The following is a 19,704-nucleotide window of genomic DNA, read 5'->3' on the forward strand; positions in this document are numbered from 1 at the left end:
TTGGCAGTGCATACTTTTTGATATAAATTATTAATTTATCCTAAACAAATAAAGTATGTATTAGCTGCATACTTATTTTTAGTATCTCAGTATGAGAATATCACGAATTGCCTTTTTGATTAAGATACTGAAATCAATGTAAAGAGTAGTACAACATTGTGTAATTTGTAATTCTTATTGGACATTGGCAACTATAATCTATCCCACTATGCGTAAGCGTGGTTAGCGTAGCTGCCCATTGGTGTCAACTTAAGCTCAAAGGCTTATCCCACATACATTTTACCCCACCCCCAACCCCTCCCCTTGCCAAGGGGAGGGGTTGGGGGTGGCTTTAGACAAAATCGGGGTGGGGTAACGCGGATCGAACTCGTAAATGAGTGAATTTAAAACTACGTCATCACAAAGGTTTCAGGTTAAGTTGACACGTATGATAGCTGCCTTCTGCCTTCTGCCTCCTGCCTCCTGCCTCCTGCCTTCTGAACAGATTCTTATGGCTAACTATTAGCCTTGAAACTGCACTTTGTTAATCGACAGAATCATGTCGTTATAGTCACGATCGCCACCGCTAACTATATCCTCAAAGCCATAGCTGTTATTGCCAAGACTGCGAATATGGTCTAAGCGATCGCTGTTAATCCCAATATAGGGAGTGAGAACGCGGCTCAAATCATTGCCAATGCTGGACAGCGTGCCATCAGATATGAGAAACGGCACATAGTATTCTCCTCCTTGGAGGGATGCACCAAAGATTGTACTAGCAAAATTGCCTGTGCTAAATTGTACATCTTTCACTAGATTTTCACTGGTTGCTAGTTGCAAGTAACGTTGTTTTTGTTCATCGTTAAGATTAACTGTTGGGTCAAGTAGCATATTAGTCAAGGGGTCTTTTATCGAACCTTTAGCATCATCAACCCGATACAAGTAAGCACAGTTGTTAAATGCAGCTTCTCGCTGGACTGAAAATTCCAACACTACTTGCTTCTCATCAAAAGCACCAGAAGACTTGAGATCGATCAACTTACCTGTTTTGTGACTAGTTGCCAACTGTGCCAATTGGGGTTGTAGTTCTTGTGCAGTCAGGATTTTCGCATCGATATCAAACAAACTAGCTACTGAGAATTTAGCTATTTGACCAGCTGCATCACTGTTGGCTGTCAAAATTGTAGCCCCGTTGTTAAGGCTTGGAAGAGAAAACTGCACAGGTTTAGAATTCAAACCGTTAGTCAGCAAATCTTCCTTTGTACCGCCTTGAATCGCAAAGAAAACAACTTGTTCCCCTTCTTCAAAAGCGATGGTGCGAGTCTGAGTACCAAAGCCGGGATTGGGATTTTTGTTTGCTAAAGTGCCAAACAGAGTCTCTCCAAAACTAATAATCGCTTGTTTGGCTTCTTCAAGAGAACCGACAGCTTTACCATTAACCTCAATAATTTCTCCACTGTCGCCGAAACGGACTCGCGCTAAACCAACTTCCGAAGCTTCTACCCCAGAAAAGCGGTTGAGAGAAAACTGTACAAAGCTGCGATTACCGTGGAAGTTGAAGCCATCTTGCCCAGAACGAACTTCCATACGGCTAGTTCCTAAATCCCAGTTGGCTAGAACTAAAGAGGATGCTATCTCACCATTGCTTAAACCATCTTCATCACCCCATTCACCATCTTGCAGATAAACCACTGCCCAATCTGGCTTCCCATCGAGATTTCGGTCTTGTAATATGGCTCCAGTCAGCAGTTCCTCATCTAGTAATCCTCGTTGGCCATTAGACAAGCGGCGGAAGTCGTAGAGAGAACCATCTGCCCGACGTTGGAGAATCGTATTCACAGTTATATCCTCAAGTCCATCAGGCAACTTAATGATTACCTTCACAGGCTTTTGTTTAATGCCTTCTTGGATTTTTTGCTGTAAATTTTCGTTGGTTTGCTCTGGATTAGGCATCACCTTAAAGTTGATGATGTCTGTAGCCGTCAAATCTTTGAGCGATCGCTTTTTAAGATCTTTTTCATCGAAACTAACTATCGGCTCGGCAACTTCATCTTCAAAGTATTGAGTTGTCAGTTCATCAATTACTAGTGCGGGTGTTTGGGAATCATTGCTCAGAAGTTTTTGGTCTTGTGGAGCGATTTCTACTTTGATGTTATTGCGTTCATATATAACAGCTATGAGTTGTTCTCCAACTTTGACAAATGTTTTGTTAGCTTCTTTCTCTGTACCCTGAGTGAAGGTCAATTGCTCTTGTAGTTCTTCAGATACCTGAATCTGATCTACTCCTGCTTCAAATTGATAAATCTTAGTTACACCTTTGCCCACTTCTAGAGTTATGGTGTCTTTTCCTAAACCCGTGAATACTCTGTTATCACCAGCACCAGGCGCAATGATATCGTCGCCATCGCCTGCAAAGATGGAGTCATCGCCATCACCGCCATTAATGTCATCGTTCTCTGCACCAGTCCTAACGACATCATTACCAGCACCGGAATTGATAATATCTTTGCCACTTCCTGTATAAATCTTATCTTCGCCTGCACCTGTAGCGATGACGTTCGTGCCATCTCCGGCTCGGATGATATTATTGCCATCACCAGCTCCAATGAAATCATCACCTTTGCCCGTAATGATTTGGTCGTCACCGTCATCGGTCGTAATCAGATTATTACCATCACCAGCATGAATAATATTGTCACCTTCTCCAGCGTTAATAACATCATCACCACTACCACTAGTTACTTTGTCATCACCAGCACCAGTGGTGATATTGTTTAAGCCATCGCCAGCAAAAATAACGTTATTCCCTGCCAGGAGTTGGATAAAATCATTCCCGTTCCCTGTATGGATTTCGCTGTCTTCAGCGCCACCATAAATTACATTATTACCTTCACCAGCATCTATGTAGTTTTTGCCACCAGCATCTTTGATGAAATCATCTGCATTTCCGGTAGTAATGTAATCATCGTCAGGGCCAGTGTAAATTCTAGTCTTACCCGCTTGATTAGCAAAGCTAGTATAGACTGTAACATTTACACTACCATTAATAAGTTCGGTGCCATTGCTAGCAACATAGAAAAAGCTATCTTCTCCCACAAAACCAGAATTGGGGACGTAAGTTATTGTGCCGTCTTGATTCAAGGTTGCTGTTCCGTTTTTGGAAGTAAAAATTTTGGTAACAGCAAATGATGTATTTTCTGGTTTGTTGAGAACCTTAAGTTGTAACTGTGTCCCTTGAGGAGTGATGGCAGTTAGAGTATTGTCATCTGTTTTGAAGGCAGGATTGCTAACTTCTGCGGCTGTAATTTGATTAGTTAAAGCATTACCTGTATTTTCAGTAAGTGCTTCACTAATGGGCTTCGTACCAGTTCCTACAGCTTTTAAATCTGCTGCAACTTCACCTTGAATCACCTTTTGAACTTGAGTGATTTGAGTTGTTTTCTCTAGCAAAGACAAACTGGTATTACTAGCGATGGTAGTAAGTATCTGATTGGCTTGAGCAAGAATTTCAGTGACACCGTTAATATCTTCAGCTGCTAAGTTAGGAGCCAATGTCTGAATAATTGCAGCGAGAAAACTGACATTGCTAAGATCCACAGACTGACTGTTTTTAATAGGCTCAATCAAGGCATCAATGACTTGATAAGAAACCTTACTAACGTCTATTCCCAAATGCCCACTGAGGAATTGTGTTAGTACCACAATAGTGTTTTGTACTACTGTCTGTTTGGCAAAGACAATTAAACCATTGCCTAAAGGATCGCCATTAGCGATTTCTGCAAAAGGATCGAAGTTAAATATATCTATTGTTGGTAATCCGAAAGCAGCTTTGACTTGAGATTGAGCGCCAACAGTATCCAGCGTATCAGCAACTAATTGAGTAAGTGCCGACAGAGGTTTAAGTGCAAGGCTTTGAAAACCACCAGCTAATTCAGCTGGTGCTATTTCAGCTATGATTTGTTGACGTTGTTCTTCAGCAGTTAGTTGAGTATTATTAGTAACTGTGATGATAGTCTGATTGTCTCCACTGATTTGAGATGCGATCGCTTCAACTTGAGTAGCATCCAAAACGATGTTGCGACTAGATACTACCTCTTGCAGTATGACTTTTACTGTTGCTTTGTCACTTAAGTTAAAAGCGGTATTATTATTAACACGAGTAACGATCGCTTCTAAAACTTCATTAGCAATAGCAGCTATAGTTTGAGGTTCTTGGGTGGCTGTGGCGGTTGCAATTTCTGAAGTTGCGTAAATGAGTAGATTTTGTAATTGACCTAACTTTGATAATGTGGTTATGTCAAGGTCTGAGAATTTATATTCAAACAAGTTGAAAGTAGCAGGTAATCCTAACACCTGCTTGACTTGCGTTGCGGCTGAGTCTAATTTCAACTCGGCAATCTTAGCGGCTAAAGTTGTGAGTGGACTCGCAACGGTTGCTTCCGGTGTGGTAATTAGCGGTGTGGTTTGAGTAATGTCTGTTGAGGTATCAATCCCATCCACAACAATGATATTGCCTTCAGTAGCATCAATTTTGCCATTACCATTAGCGTCAAACTGAGCTAAAGCAATGTCTAAACTGTAAGTACCATCAGCATTACTGATTGTGTAAGGTTCCGTAGGATCGAGAACACCATTCAAATTAGCATCAAAGAAGACATAAGCAGCAGCGATATCAGCATCAAAAGCTGTACCCGCAGAATTACCTTTTGGCCCAACACTAAAGCTAGCTAAGTTAAATGTAGCTAACCGTTTTTCCCAGACTGTGGCACCAAACGATCTGACTTCTGCGGCTACAAAAACGTTAAGCGCACCAGAAAGTTGAAAGAGTTCCCAAGGCGATGACAGGCGTCGAGCTATTTCTGAGGGACGAATCCTTCCATCACTTGTCCCATTTAATTCACCACCATCTATTAAATCAACACCCAAAAGACCTTCTAAACCACCTTTAACATAGCCAGAGATCACAACAAAATTTAAACCTGCTCCAGCTTCGATATAAGCTCTAGCGGTGAGTTCATTAACATCTTCGCCTGTACCATCAGCGTTAGCGCGATCGCTCACATAAAAACCATCAAAAACTCGCCAAGCTTGTAGCGGCGCAAAATCTTTTAACGACCACTGACGGAAACCGTAGGTATCATAACCAAAGGCTAAGTCAGCTGCAACACTAAAGCCTCCTCCTAAAAGACCAGAAACAGGCCAAAATACAGGAAACTCTTTGCTAACACTAAAGTCGAAAACCAAGGGCGGGAGATCGAAGGTAAAAAGCGGAACATCTTTACCAAGTAACAAATCAACAACGGTAGTCGGATTAGTCAACAAGGGAACATTAAAATCGGGATTTCCAGTGAATCCCTTGACCACTTTTACTGACGCAGAGTTTGTTGTACCCTTAAGTTGGTCGTCAGCACTAGAAGCCTTTTTTGTAGGTTCAGTTTTCTTCTCCTTACTCACATCGTCGGGGTCTGTAACATCAATACTATCGAGTAATTTATAAGAACCTAAGTCGATTAAAATCGGTTGCCCTTGCGGTTGCTGAGAAATTTCTTTGATAGTGTCAAGTAGCCTATCAAACCGCACTATTGCGTTAAAGAACTTAGTACCGATTCCAGAAGAATTCCCAAAGCTTTCTAACCTCTTCAAAAATTCAGCAACTTCTAAAACACTAACCTTGTCATCTCCATCGCGATCAAATACAGAAGCCAATCCTAATTTTGAGAATATTTTAGTATCAGCTTGTAGTAACTTAATAACTGGTCGAATCGGCTCGATTAATTTATCAACTTTTTCTACAATTGGTTTAGCAAAATTGCTAGCAAACGTTCCTGCATCTAGCTGAATATTATTGAAAGCAACTTCTGGAGCTTTACGCCCTGTTAGCTCCCCATCCTGATAATTTAAAACTGGGAAATTAGCTGCAAAATCAAATAAAACTGAAGGAAAAGAGGAATTACCTAGAACACTAGTTTTTGCTTTTAATCCCAGGTTAACATCGGCATTAAAATAAAGATTTAATAAATCCTTTCCTTTCTTTTGTAGTAATGCCTGCTTGATTTCATTAAAAGTTAAATATGAACCATCTGTATAGTATGTACGAATTTTAGTGTTAGATGGTATAGCACCAGGTATAGTGACAAATTCGTTGTTTTGATAAGATACAGGCTCATCAATACTGATAATTTTATCTCTTTCTTGATTAGCGTTTAAAGCTATAAAGCGGACTTCGCCTTGGTTAACGACAAAAGGCTCATTTTGGTTATACCTACCGTTTTGGTTGAGATCGATGAATTGGACTGTACCACGTTGAACAGAAGTATCCCACTTTAAATTGCTTTCTTCGATAGTAAAAGTTTCACCTGTTGCATCTGGGGAGTAGGGTTCACCGGGATCGTAGGCGTTATCGTTATCTAAATCAATGTAGCGATCGAATTCACCATTACCATCCAAATCAAGCTTACCTAAATTAGGATTAAATTTTCCTTGTCCATCGATTCCATTATTAAAAAGCGCATTTTTTGTTAAACCTTCCAGCCCTAACCCCGAAACAGCAAATGTAGGATCGAACTTAGAAACAACATAGGGTTCATCTGCATCGAGTACAGAGTTATCATTTAAATCAGCATACTGAACCCCAACACCTTGATAAGTTTTACCTTGATCTTCCCCTGTTATAGTCGGAGAATTTCCGAACTTGTTAATAACTACAAAAGGATCTATACCATTAAGCTTTCCATCTCCATCAACATCAAGAAACTTAACACTATCATAGTTATCAACATCATTGAAACCTAAATCAAACTCAATTCGCCCTTCAGTTGGGCTGAGATTATTATTTTTCAAATCTAGACGTAAAAAACCTAAATTTCCTTGTGCTGCGAAATTAGGATCGACACCTAAATTCAATTTACCTTTAATAGCTGTATTTTCCGTGTCAATGAAATAACCAAATTTTTTATTCCAACCTAAACCTAAATCTAATCGCCAAGTAAACTCTGATTGAAAACGACCATCAACTTTTACACCTAAAACTGGGAACCCTAAATCAGCCTTAATTGGTTCATCTAGAAATTTATATGTATCTGTTAAAGTAAATCCAAAGTAAACTTCTTCTTGATCCGCTTTGATGTTAACGTTTTTTAGCTCAAAATCTTTTGAACCTAACTCTCTTTCTAGAAGTTTTTTAAGTTTTTCTGGAGTCAGTTGAGCATCTCCCCGGATAACGTTAACAAGTCCATCTTTGAAACTTTTGATGAAGTCAATTCCTAAGTTACCAGGCGAACCAAAGATTGGTAAGTCAGTTTTAAAGAACCCATTGTTAAAAGAATCTTCCAAAAAGCTGAGGCTTTGGTCGAAAACATTCGCCACTTCCCCAGCATCAAGAATGGGATCGGAAATTTTTACAGAAATAGTAGCAATGGGTTGTCCATTAATTACTGTTCCTGTGTTGTAGGTGGGGTCAGAACTGCTGACAGAATGTTGAATAGTAGCTTTATTTTGATTAGCAGTTTCTAGTTTACCGTCATCAATTGCAGTTACAGTGACAGTTTGCGGTTGCTTCCAATTTTCTGGAGTAAAGGTAATAGGACTGATTTGGTCTAGTTGACCATTGGGAGAAGTGGAAAAACTGACCGTAACATCAGCAGTTGGTTGGCTTAGGAGATAGATTTGATAAGTATCTGTTAGACCTCCCTCGACAACTTCAGTGGTTGTACCAGATTGAATAATTCTCAACCCTGGAACATCATCATCTGTAATCTGAATAGTTGCAGTATTAGACTGTCCCGCTATATATCCATCACCAGCAGCAATTGAAATCGTGACATCTTCAGATGGTAATTCTGATAGGATGTCAAAGATTGGTGTGATATTAAGAGTTGCACCTGTAGCACCAGGATCGACTTGAATAGAACCTGTCAAAGGTAAAAAGTCTACGCCAGGAGTGGCTGCATTCGCACTGATGGGATGAGCGCCTGTAATGGTGTAATTAATCTTAAAGCCCTGACTTGGTGCAGCTCGATCGAGAATAAAGTCAATTATCCCTGGAATACCGCTTTCTTCACTACCATTACCAATGGCTTTAACGTTAACAGTAATTTTTTCGTTATCTTCTATCTCGACATTCACGTTACCAACAGGGAGTTGTCGGTATCCAGAATCGCTGCTACGAACAGCGTGACTGATAACGCTACGATGAGTAAATTCTAAATCTAGATCGTCGTTTGCTTTGAGTGTGACAGTTTGAGGAGTATTGAAGTTAGTTGGGGTGAAAGTGAGGACAATGGGAACACCCGCCCCAGCACCCAAATCAATTTGACTTTCGGGGTTAACAGTAATTTCAACAATTTCACTAGGTTTCTGAGTCAGAACCAGAGTATAGCTATCTGTGATTCCACCTTCACTTACCTTTGTACTACCATCTGACTGCCGAATTAAGATATTTGGCTTGTCATCATCAAAGTTAATGAGTGTGATATCTTGCGGATCAATTACTTGATATTTTGGATCGCTAGTAGTGATACTAGTTTGGATCGTGTAGGTTTGATTGTCATCTGGAATTGTATCGTCAACACCTTGAATTGTGATAGTTTGCAGTTGATTCCAGTTATTACTATCAAGGGTGATGGAGTTGACGGTAGTATTGCCCTCGTTGGGCTGAGAACTAGAAAAGTTGATGGTGACAGGAGAAGTAGGCTGACTAGCGAGGCGGACAGTAAATGTAGCTTGGTCTCCCTGTTCGCTAGTATTCCCACTGACTGGAGAAATCACGACTCCTGCGGTGTCGTTATCTTCAATTGATAGGATGGCGTTAGACTCAACATTGTTGATGTTGTAGTATGGACGAGATGGAATTGCTTCTTTGAGATTCAGATTAATTGTTTCGACATCTTCATCAATAAAGTCGTTTTCAGGAGTTATGGCTACAGTCTTTTTCAATATAGACTTATACTCGTCGTTACGAATCGGAGATTCTAGCTTGACTAAAGGGTAATCTGCTCCTCTGATGGCAGAGCCATTTAAGTCATATTCAATGACAATATCTCTACTCAGGTTGCTATTCTTATCAATGTAATATTCAGGAATTCTGGGATCGTTATTACTTAAAAGATTGCCATTCTGGTCAAGATATTTAACCGTAAACTCAAATGTTCCTAAGTTGGAGTTGTTTTCTGAAGGTTGATTTCCTGCTTTAACTGAGATGGTTGGTTCAATTTCGTTATCTAGAATGTTTATACTACTCTGACCTTTACCTGGTTCAATTCCGTAATCTTGTAGTTCGCCATTTTGTTGATTTTCGACAATTTCCAAGATAATGGTTTCAGTTGGTTCTAGAATGCGATCGTTGATGGGAACAACCTTGACGTTAAATGTCGTGCTACCCGCAGGTATAGTAATGAAACCAGCCGAGTTTAATAGTTCAATTTCTTGACCAGGATTGAGTTGATCGGTAATGAATAGCTTGTAATCTTCTTTGAAGACTGCTGAACCATTGCCAATTTTGTATCGAACATTCAACCCATTAACAGGAGCAGGCCTGTCTAAGGTAATCGTAAATTGACCATTAGTACCACCCTCTACAGTTTGCAGACCTGTGACACTGATTACTTTAGGTTCATTATCTATAATTGTTTGCGTCGCTTTACTTTGGGAAGAGTTGATATTGTAAAAATTTCCCGAAGCTAGAGTAACAACTATAGTTTCATTTGGATCGAAGAATTTATCCTCAAGAACTGGGATGCTAATAGTAGCATTAGTGGTATTAGCAAGGATAACAATACTACTTGATGGTGTGTAGTCTTTATTAGCTGTGGCACTACCAGTGAGAGTATAGTTAACAGTTAAGTCAGCCGGAATAGCTGTAGAAAGACTGACTTTAAACTGTGCAGCAACCAAGCCCTGTTCTGAAGGTGTAATAGAGATAGGAGTAATGCTAACTGTAGGACGAGGAAGAGATGTGTTTGACCCATAGATAGTATTACCGTTGAGAGTTACATCTAGTGTATTGAGTGTTGCACCATCCCGAACAAAAACAGCACTACCTAAGCCCTGACCATTATTTGCTCCAGTTCCTCCTATAACTGTGTTGTTGTTGAAGCTTCCACCAATCAACGTTAAATTAGAGCCGTTGTTGACAAAAATAGCACCCCCAAGACCAGCACCACCGCCACCAACTCCACCAGAACCACCAGCACCATAGCCTCCAGAACCACCGCCCGCAAACTCTCCGCCAGCACCGCCAGCACCGCCGCTACCCTCTTCGTTAGCACCTACCCTATCATAGTCATGGCCGCCACCACCACCAGCACCGCCGCCAGCACCGAAGCCCCCACTACCACCGACACCACCATTGCCAGCAACGTCATTGCCATTATCACCGCCACCACCGCCACCACCAGCACCGCCACCAGCACCGAAGCCTCCACTACCACCGTTACCACCGCCTTGTTGAAGACCTCCCCCGCCTCCTCCTGCTCCTGTATTAGAAATACTGTTGTAATAGTCAGAACCACTGATATTGAGACGGCCTCCAGAACCGCCACTGCTTCCACTTCTTTCGTCAGCTCCTCCAGAAGCACCTGTGGTTCCATTACCACCTCTAGCTTGGTTATTAGTGAAGGTAACGTTATTCACTAATACAGAGGAGTTATTATTTATAAATAAAGCCCCACCAGCTCCTAAGCCGCCGCCGCCACCACTGGCACCATCACTACCTTTGGCAAGACCATTTGTTAGGGTTAGGTCAGAAATTGTAACGTCTGCTCCGTTACCAACTGTTAAAATTTGCTGTTGATTACCATTAATGGTAATTTTATTATCACCATCAATCTTTAGATCATCAGTAATTGCAGGTAAAGCACTGGATAAAGTGATAGTACCTGTGATATCAAAAATAATTTCATCCCCACCAGCAGTACTGTTAGCAAGGGAAATAGCTTGTCGCAAGCTATCGATACCACTATCGTTTGTATTTTTAACGTGAATTTGACCTAATACACCTGTATAAGCTTTTAGTACCTCTATCTGAAAGGCTAGAGGTGCTTCAATTAAACCTGTGGTGTACTCTAGTTCCCAATCTCCACCAAACTCTGTATTTCCTGTCAAGTCGTCTGATGCAGCGATGTCTGTACCAGTCAGTTCACTGAATTTTTCAACAAATCTTTTGCCTTGCTCTCCTGTTGCTACATTACAGCCTAAGAGTAAGATATCTCCATCTTCAGTTAATGCTTTGCTCCAAGACTGTAATTGTTGAGAATATTCATTGATGTTGGTAGTATTTAACTCGGTATTACCTAGTTGTAAGCTTCCTTCGCTACCGTGGGAAAAAATCTGAATACTTTCTATTTGTGAGTATTGCTTTAAAGACTCTGTAATTTGAGCAATACCATCTGCATTGGAATTGAGAGTAATAATTTTTGTATTGTCTTGTACTGTATTTTTTAATAAATTAATCGATGATTCGTCTAAATTATCATTAACGAATACAATTGCTGTTTGGTGTGTAGTTGTCATCTTTAATTCCTTTAAACAATAACGGTTACAATTAATAAATATTGAGCTAATTTGCATTTAGCTCATAAGATGAAAATCGTGGTCATAGTAACAAAGCTGTGAAGTTATGATACTTACGAAAAATCGCTTTTTAACGACGATTTTCAGTAGTTAATACAAAGTGCAGAATGTCAATGCAGCAGTTTAAAATATCGAGTGCGTTGATAGTTACGTAACACACCCTCAAATTTTGTGCTTCATTAACGTAAATTCAAGAAAATTGACGCTTTTTTACAAACAGTATTTACTGCTACTGTCAGTGTTTCTGATTAAAAATAGCGCGTTGCATAACAGTGGGATGAATTTAGCCTGGGGAGGCAAACGGAGAGATTTTATAATTTGCAAAAATAGAGTGCTAAGGGAGTTCCAAATAAAAAATATCCCATTGTTAGGGAAGCAGAGGGAGAATTTTGCAAGTTGCTAAATCATCCCGCAAGTATGCAAGGCCACAAATTCTATTTGTTCTACTTTAGTGCAAGATTTAAGTTAGCTTTTTTTTAGAATACGAATAGTAATATAGCTCAGTAAATACCAAGATAACCCAGTAAATTTACTTAAACTTAAGTACAGTGAAATAATTTACGAAGTTAAGGGTCTTGGTAATATTTAATAAATATTTGCTAAGCATCTCTAGACAATATACTAATAATAAAAAAAATAAAGCATAAGCTTTACCTAAGGTTGCAAGCAGATATGGCTATGAGTAGCATCCACGACCTACGCCTGATAATATTTTCAATTGCGATCGCTATCTTCGCCTCTTATACTGCTCTTGATTTGGCTGCAAGGGTAACAGCAGCCAAAGCATCGGCGAAAGTCGCTTGGTTAATTGGCGGCGCAATGGTTATGGGAATCGGTATTTGGTCGATGCACTTTGTGGCGATGCTAGCTTTCAGTATGGCAACACCAATCGCCTATGACATGTTGATTGTGCTGGTTTCTATACTACCTGCGATTATTGCTTCGGGGGGCGCACTTTTCCTGGCCAGTCGTCCAGTATTAAGCATTTGGCAGTTGCTAGTTGGTGGGACGTTAATGGGTATTGGTATCGCCTCCATGCACTACATCGGAATGCTGGCGATGCGGATGCAAGCAACTGTCACATACAACCCAGTGCTGTTTATACTTTCTATAGCGATCGCCATTGGTGCGTCGATTTTAGCACTCAATATTGCCTTTCATTTACGCACACCAACTAGTAAAACTGACTGGTTGGCAAAGATTGGCAGTGCTATTGTCATGGGAGGAGCGATCGCTGGAATGCATTATACAGGGATGGCGGCTGTTAAATTCATGCCGACTAACCCAGCAGCAATTTCTGGACCAGCAACAACGAACGATTCCCTAACTTTGTTGGGTATTTCTATTGGTACTGCTACATTCGTGATTCTCGGTTTTGCGCTGCTGACTTCGTTTATAGACCGGCGTTTGTCTGCCCAAACAAAGCTTTTAGGACAGCAAGAAGCTGAAGCCAAACTTTCACAGTTATTTACAGAAATTACCTTAAGAATTCGGCGATCGCTCAAATTAGATGATGTCATGAACACAACTGTTCATGAGCTTCGTCAAGCATTGAAAACAGACCGTGTGATTATGTATCGTTTCAATACTGATTGGAGTGGTACTATCATTGCCGAGTCCGTTGCCTCAGGTTGGACGAAAACCTTAGGAAAAACGGTTAACGATCCATTCCGAGAAGACTATATTGAAATGTACAAAAATGGTCGAGTTCGAGCTACCAATGATATTTATGCAGCTGGTTTTACACAATGTCACCGGGAAATTCTCGAAGGTTTTGAAATCAAGGCAAATTTGATTGCACCCATTATTCATAACAATCAACTTGTCGGTTTATTGTGTGCCCATGAATGTTCTACAACTCGATATTGGCACAGGTATGAAATTAATTTATTTAAACAATTAGCAATTCAATTTGGCATCGCTTTAGAACAAGCGAGTTTAGTAGCTGAACTTGAGCAAACGCAGAAAGTTTTACGGCTTCGCGATCGGGCGATCGCTTCAGCCAGTAACGGTATATTCATTACCGATCCACGTCAGTCAACAAATCCAATTATATTTTGCAATGCTGCCTTGGAAAAAATTACAGGCTATTCATCTGATGAGTTACTCAGATGTAACTACAAATTTCTCCAAGGGTATGACACAGATTTAGATACCATTGCAGAATTAGACGAGGCAATGGAGACTTCAAGAGAATGCCAAGTTGTGCTCAAAAGTTATCGCAAAGATGGAAGTTACTTTTGGTGTGAATTAACCATTTCTCCTGTTCCAGATGTTTTTGGACAAACAATCAACTTTGTTGGCGTGCTAGTTGAAATTACTTCACGCAAGGAAATAGAAGAAGAATTAAGGCGTAGTCAAAAAGTTCTCCAAAAGCAGCTAATAGAACTTATTTCTGATATTAACGAGGTCTTACAAGGAGATTTAACTGTTCGTTCTCAAGTGGCAACAGGCGAAGTAGGAACCTTAGCTAATTTGATTAATACCATCATTTATACACTGTGGCAAATTGTTACTCAAGTCCAACAAATTGCCGACCAAATGAATATTTCCCTTGGCGAAAACTCTGGTATTGTCGAGCAAGTGGGAAATGAAGCAGTCAAACAAGTCCAACAGATTAACTATGCCCTTCAAGAAGTATATCATCTGAATTTGTGGATTCAAAAAGTGGCAGATAGCACTCAACAACTACAGCAAATAGCCGTTAGTACTACTAACACAGCAGAAACAGCCAAGACAACAATAGATTTTACTGCCGAAAGCATCTTGAAGTTGCAAAAAACAAATTCACAAATAGCTAACAAAATCAATAGTTTAGGTGAATTTTCTCAAAAAATTTCTCATGTTGTATCAATGATTGGACAAATCGCCACCCAAACTAACTTGTTAGCCAGCGATGCTAGCATTGAAGCCACATGGATGGGCGATCGCGGTCGAAGCTTTGCGAAAGTAGCAGAAGAAATTAGCCAATTAGCCGTGCAATCAGCCGAAGCAACACAAGAAATTCAAGGCGTTTTAACTAATATGCAATTGGAAACTACCACATTAGTTCAAGCTATAGAATCGGGAACGAATCAGATAGGAGAAAAAGCAAATATTGTACAAAATGCTAAGTTAAGTTTGGAAGATATTTTAGAAGTATCTCAACAAATGAACAATTTAGTACAATCCATTTTTACGGCAACAGGATCTCAAACAGAAACTTCCCAAGCGATCGCATCTTTAATTGAACAGATTGCCGAAACCTTAAAATACACCGCAGATTCGTCTAGCACTGTATCTAACTCCCTAGAACAAACAATCGAATTGACACAGCAATTGCAAGTGTATCTGGGTGGATTTAAAACTGGGGAGTAGAAAAAAGACCATTGCCACAAACATAAGCATTCTATTAAAAATGAGAAATCAAATTTAGTTTTTGGCTTATGTTCAACTTCTTGTCTGTATTCAAACTTTTTTCTCTCAAGTCACCCCTTGGGCATGAATCGATCAAAAAAACATCACTGACACGCAAAACTCTACTGAATATGACACTCCGAGTAGCCGGAGTTGTATTAATTTCTACAAGCGTAAGCTACTTCCACGTCATGTCTAATTTGGAAGCACAGACCAAGAAGCAGTTAGAGAAATACATTACCGAACGGGGACAGCGAGAAAGCACTGCTTTCAAACTAGCACAAGACAATCTCATATTTCTGAAGCAACAAATTTTAGAACAACTCAAGCGACCGAGCGAGGAGGATTTAGCAGCAAAGTTTGATCGCGTCCACTTTAGCTGGTCTGATGGAACTCAACGCAATGCACCGCAAAATCAACCCATCTCGCAGTTTGACATAGCTCGATATCCTACATCCTACATCAGTCGGGATGCGAAAATGGATGCGAGGCGCAAACGGGTATTTATGATAACTTACGCCTTAATTCAAGCTTACGGGCCTGCATGGAGCGTGCGCTTTCCAGATACCTATTTCGATACGCCTGACAAGAATAGCGTACTTTACTGGAAAGACGTGCCTGTTAATCTCATAGGGCCTCCTGGTTTCGATCTGACAAAACAAGAATTTTACTACGTAGCCGATCCAATCCATAACCCAACCCGCAAACCTGCATGGACGGGCGTTTATTTCGATCCAAATATCAAAGATTGGATGGTGTCTGCGATCGTTCCTGTATATGAAGGCGATTGGTTTTTAGGTTCTGTCGGACACGATATCATTCTCAAAGATTTGATAGAGCAAACCATCAAAAATCAGTTACCGGGAACTTACAATTTAATTTTTAGAGCCGATGGTCGGTTGATCGCTCATCCTCATTACATGGATAAAATTCAGCAGACCCAAGGTAAAATTAATATCGCGGATCTCAATGACTCACATTTACAACAAATTTTTGAATTAGCTCAAAACCTGCGGACAGGCGTAATTGAAAATATCCAAAACAATGAATTTTTGGCAGTTACGCGATTAGATGGTCCCGATTGGTATTTCGTTACAGTTTATCCCAAGTCTTTGCTATCGGGAGCCGCGTTTGACACCGCTCGATTTGTGCTGGTGGCTGGTGCTTTGGCATTGCTTGTAGAAGTCATACTCTTGTTTTCGGTGTTGCAACAACAGGTTGCCAAACCACTCCAGAAATTAACACTTGCTAGCGATCAACTCACAAACGGTAATTTTGAGATTAACCTTGATGACACTCGACAAGATGAGTTAGGGCAACTAGCTAATTCATTTAACAGCATGGCAAGTCAATTGAAAACTTCATTTACGCAACTTGAACAAGCGAATGCTGAATTAGAACAACGGGTGACACAACGGACGACCGAGTTACAAAATACACTAAAAGAACTACACCGCACCCAAGCGCAGATGGTACAAAGTGAAAAAATGTCCGCTTTGGGACAAATGGTAGCGGGCGTTGCTCACGAAATCAATAATCCCATCAATTTTATTCACGGTAATCTCAGCCATGTTACCCACTACACCCAAGATTTACTCGAATTAACCCAACTTTATCACGAACATTTCCTGAGTCCACCACCGGAAATCGAAGAAAGACGGGCAGAACTCGACCTTGATTTTTTAGCAGAAGATTTGACGAAAATTCTCCAATCAATGGCAAATGGAACTGGGCGGATTCGGGAGATTGTTTTATCACTGCGTAACTTTTCCCGTCTCGATGAAGCAGACTGCAAAACCGTTAATATTCATGAAGGCATTGATAGTACACTCATGATTTTGCAGCATCGTCTCAATGCTACTAATCAACGCCCAGAAATTCAAGTAATCAAAGACTATGGGAGTTTGCCTCAGGTCGAATGCTATGCGGGGGAATTTAATCAAGCGTTGATGAATGTGTTGGCGAATGCGATTGATGCATTAGAAGCATCATCTACACCCACAATTATCATACGCACCCAGGCAATTGAGCGTTCAATTATCATCGCTATTGTAGATAATGGAGTCGGAATGACTCAAGCAGTGCGATCGCGTATTTTTGATCCGTTCTTCACAACTAAACCTGTGGGTAAAGGTACAGGTTTAGGACTGTCTATCAGCTATCAAATCATTACCCAACTGCATGGGGGTCAACTATATTTTGATTCTGTTGTTGGAGAAGGTTCGGAATTTATCATTGAAATTCCCATCCAACAAATGTAGTTAAATGTTCATCATATATAGGAATCCGGTTTGATTCCTGAATAACTCGTAGAGGTAAGGGACTGGGGACTGGGGACTGGGAATAAAGGTGTACCTAGCTTCGTAAAAATCAAATATGAGTCCTATAGTAATCCTAAATGAGTCGTGAAAAATATGGATAAGGAAACGTAGACGCGGAGCGGCTTGCCGCAGGCTACCGCCTTCGCGAAGCGTCTCGAAGAGAAGGACGCCAAGGACGCAAAAATGGGGAGAGAATTTCATCACCCCACCAGGCGAACCCTCCCACAGTCCCATTTTTAAATTTAAAAATCGAAGGTTGTGCGAAGTACTCCGACATACTGAGTATCATTTTCGCTGTTGTTTTCTGGGTTCAGAATTACCCAAAAACCAGGAGTCACGGAGATGTTGTCGTTTAAGCGTAAGCGATAGAATGCTTCGATGTGGTAAGCGTTGTCTGGTTCTTCACGGACATCACTGTTAGAAATCCGCGGCGGCAAACCAAAGAGAATTCCTGGCAGGTTGCCCTTACCTCCCACATCTGGAAAGGACAAGCCAACCGCTCCAAACCAGGCATTAGCATTATCGCCATTATTCACAAATAAAGAATCTGTTCCACCCCTACCATTGGAAATATCACTCAAACCAGAGCTGTTGGCAGTTGCCCAGATATATCCACCCCAACCGTGTATTTGAAAATTTGGCGAAAAGCGATAATAACCTTGGAGGCCGACAATGCTGTTGGAAGTAGCAATGTTGTTGCCAAAGGGAGCGCTTGAGAGGGCGCTACCTCTTCCACCTGTGACATCAACGGTGCCAGCAGGATTATAGCCATGCGAGTAGGCGACACCAATAGCTCCTTGTTTGGCGTAATACACTAGATGGGCAAGAGCGTTATAGCCACCATCAAATAACCCATTGTTCTGTGTGGGGATATTGGGATTATTTGCTAAGTAGCCCACAGTCAGAACTAAGTCTTTTCTAATACTCCAGTTGACGGCTGCACCACCACCACCCCGCTCGAAAAGGAAACTATTCTTGCCGAATAGTGAGGGAATCCCGTTGCCATCATCGGCAATGGTAGCAGGAGTTACGTTGTCTGTGATGTCGTTGTAACCAATGCCTGTAGGGCCGACAACGAAGGATAGAGAATCACTCACCGGGAAGTAGTAACGAATGTGGGGAATGATAAGTCTATTGTCGATGTCATTGTCGAAGTTTAACCGCGTCATCCCTGTACCACTGGCTGCCGCAATTTGGCTTGAACCATTGGAATTGACAAAGTTACCGAATTCCAATCGAACTCGCAACAAATCTTTACCAGTGAAGCTACTCTCCAAATTCAAACGACCGCGAGTAGCAAAGATGGTATTGGATTCATCGGTATCGCCTCCCACGCGATCGCCAAAGGTATCGGTAATCGCAGTAATAATTTGAGCGTTCAGCTTGGTAGTAGTAGAAAACTGCTGCGCCTCTAGTGTGGCTGCACGTGCTTCTAAGTTATCCACCCGCCCGCGCAGAGTCGCCAGTTCTGCTGCAAAGTCTTCCTGTAATTTTTGCAGCACTGCTAAATCTTCCTTACTGACTAAATCGCCGGTAGCTGTAGCGATTAACTCATTAACCCGATCCAAACAAGCATTCAAACCGGCGGCAAATTCGTAACGAGTTAAAGCACGATTACCGCGATAGGTGGAATTGGGATAACCTGCAATGCAACCATAGCGTTCCACCAACGATTGCAGTGCTTGAAATGCCCAATCAGTCGGTTGGACATCAGAAAACTGAGACACTGAGGTAACTTGTCCTTGCAAGGTACTAAAGTTAGCATCTGGAGTATTTGAATTATCATTCAAAGAATTTGCCCAAACTGCTGGGCATGATAATAAAAGCAGTGGAAAACTGTATAAAAGATTTTTCAGCATTGGATGTTATGCCCTGGAATCAAATATGGGTAAAAATCTCGGTTCAAAATTCACCAGTCAGGAGTCAGGATTCTAGATTCTGAATGCTGAAGATGAAACCATCAATTAACGTCGAGATAAATTTCTGAATTCTGAATTGGTGAATTCTTCTTCAAACTCTTATTACTTTTTGGCGATCGCTACTTTCAATTGCCGCTTCTATTGATAAAAACAGTATTTTAAAGTCTGAACTATGGCTAATTTTTATATTTGCTTTTTGCGTGATTATTGCTCTGCTATAGCGATTCCCAGTTAAGTGAGGTAAAGATAATAGTTTGAAACGCAGAGTGAAGCGGAATAAAGCGCAGAAGTACGCAGATATTTGTACCTCAGCTCAGCAGACTAGGAAACGCTATAAATGAATGAGTGCAGGCTAAAATGCAGATTTTATTAGGTAAATTCGGTAAATGATGTGTTTTTAATTTATTGATTTTCTCGACTGTAAATAACAAAAAAATAAAAGTTAAAAAAGAAGCAAAAGTGTGTGAAGCACCTAAGTTTATTTATTGGATTTTACTTTTTATGTAAGAATTCAGAACCTA

The 19,704-nt window shown here is 40.8% G+C and carries 4 protein-coding genes; 2 read left to right on the forward strand and 2 right to left on the reverse strand.

Annotated features, from left to right (window positions below; all coding sequences use genetic code 11):
• Positions 1-501: 501 nt before the first annotated feature.
• Positions 502-11,487 (reverse strand): DUF4347 domain-containing protein, encoded by a 10,986-nt coding sequence (locus H6H03_RS26870; protein WP_190958108.1) that lies wholly within the window; start codon positions 11,485-11,487, stop codon positions 502-504.
• Between the two features lie 738 nt (positions 11,488-12,225).
• Between H6H03_RS26870 and H6H03_RS26875 the strand changes: the two genes are divergently transcribed.
• Together H6H03_RS26875 and H6H03_RS26880 are read left to right on the forward strand one after the other, a co-directional pair.
• Positions 12,226-14,904, forward strand: coding sequence for an MHYT domain-containing protein (locus tag H6H03_RS26875; protein ID WP_242058005.1), 2,679 nt, complete (start codon positions 12,226-12,228; stop codon positions 14,902-14,904).
• Between the two features lie 170 nt (positions 14,905-15,074).
• Positions 15,075-17,204 (forward strand): ATP-binding protein, encoded by a 2,130-nt coding sequence (locus H6H03_RS26880; protein ID WP_190958110.1) that lies wholly within the window; start codon positions 15,075-15,077, stop codon positions 17,202-17,204.
• Positions 17,205-17,506: 302 nt separating this feature from the next.
• Here the strand turns inward: H6H03_RS26880 and H6H03_RS26885 are convergent, their stop codons facing one another.
• A complete protein-coding gene (locus tag H6H03_RS26885) occupies positions 17,507-19,123 on the reverse strand; it encodes an iron uptake porin (protein ID WP_190958111.1) in 1,617 nt (538 codons plus the stop codon).
• Positions 19,124-19,704 lie beyond the last annotated feature (581 nt).

The sequence above is a fragment of the Nostoc paludosum FACHB-159 genome, from assembly GCF_014698835.1.
Classification (GTDB): domain Bacteria; phylum Cyanobacteriota; class Cyanobacteriia; order Cyanobacteriales; family Nostocaceae; genus Nostoc; species Nostoc paludosum.

Excerpts from the sequence above, each read along its gene's own strand:
- H6H03_RS26875 (WP_242058005.1), top strand. The coding sequence starts at position 12,226 with ATGAGTAGCATCCACGACCTACGCCTGATAATATTTTCAATTGCGATC.
- H6H03_RS26885 (WP_190958111.1), bottom strand. The coding sequence starts at position 19,123 with ATGCTGAAAAATCTTTTATACAGTTTTCCACTGCTTTTATTATCATGC.
- H6H03_RS26870 (WP_190958108.1), bottom strand. The coding sequence starts at position 11,487 with ATGACAACTACACACCAAACAGCAATTGTATTCGTTAATGATAATTTA.
- H6H03_RS26880 (WP_190958110.1), top strand. The coding sequence starts at position 15,075 with ATGACACTCCGAGTAGCCGGAGTTGTATTAATTTCTACAAGCGTAAGC.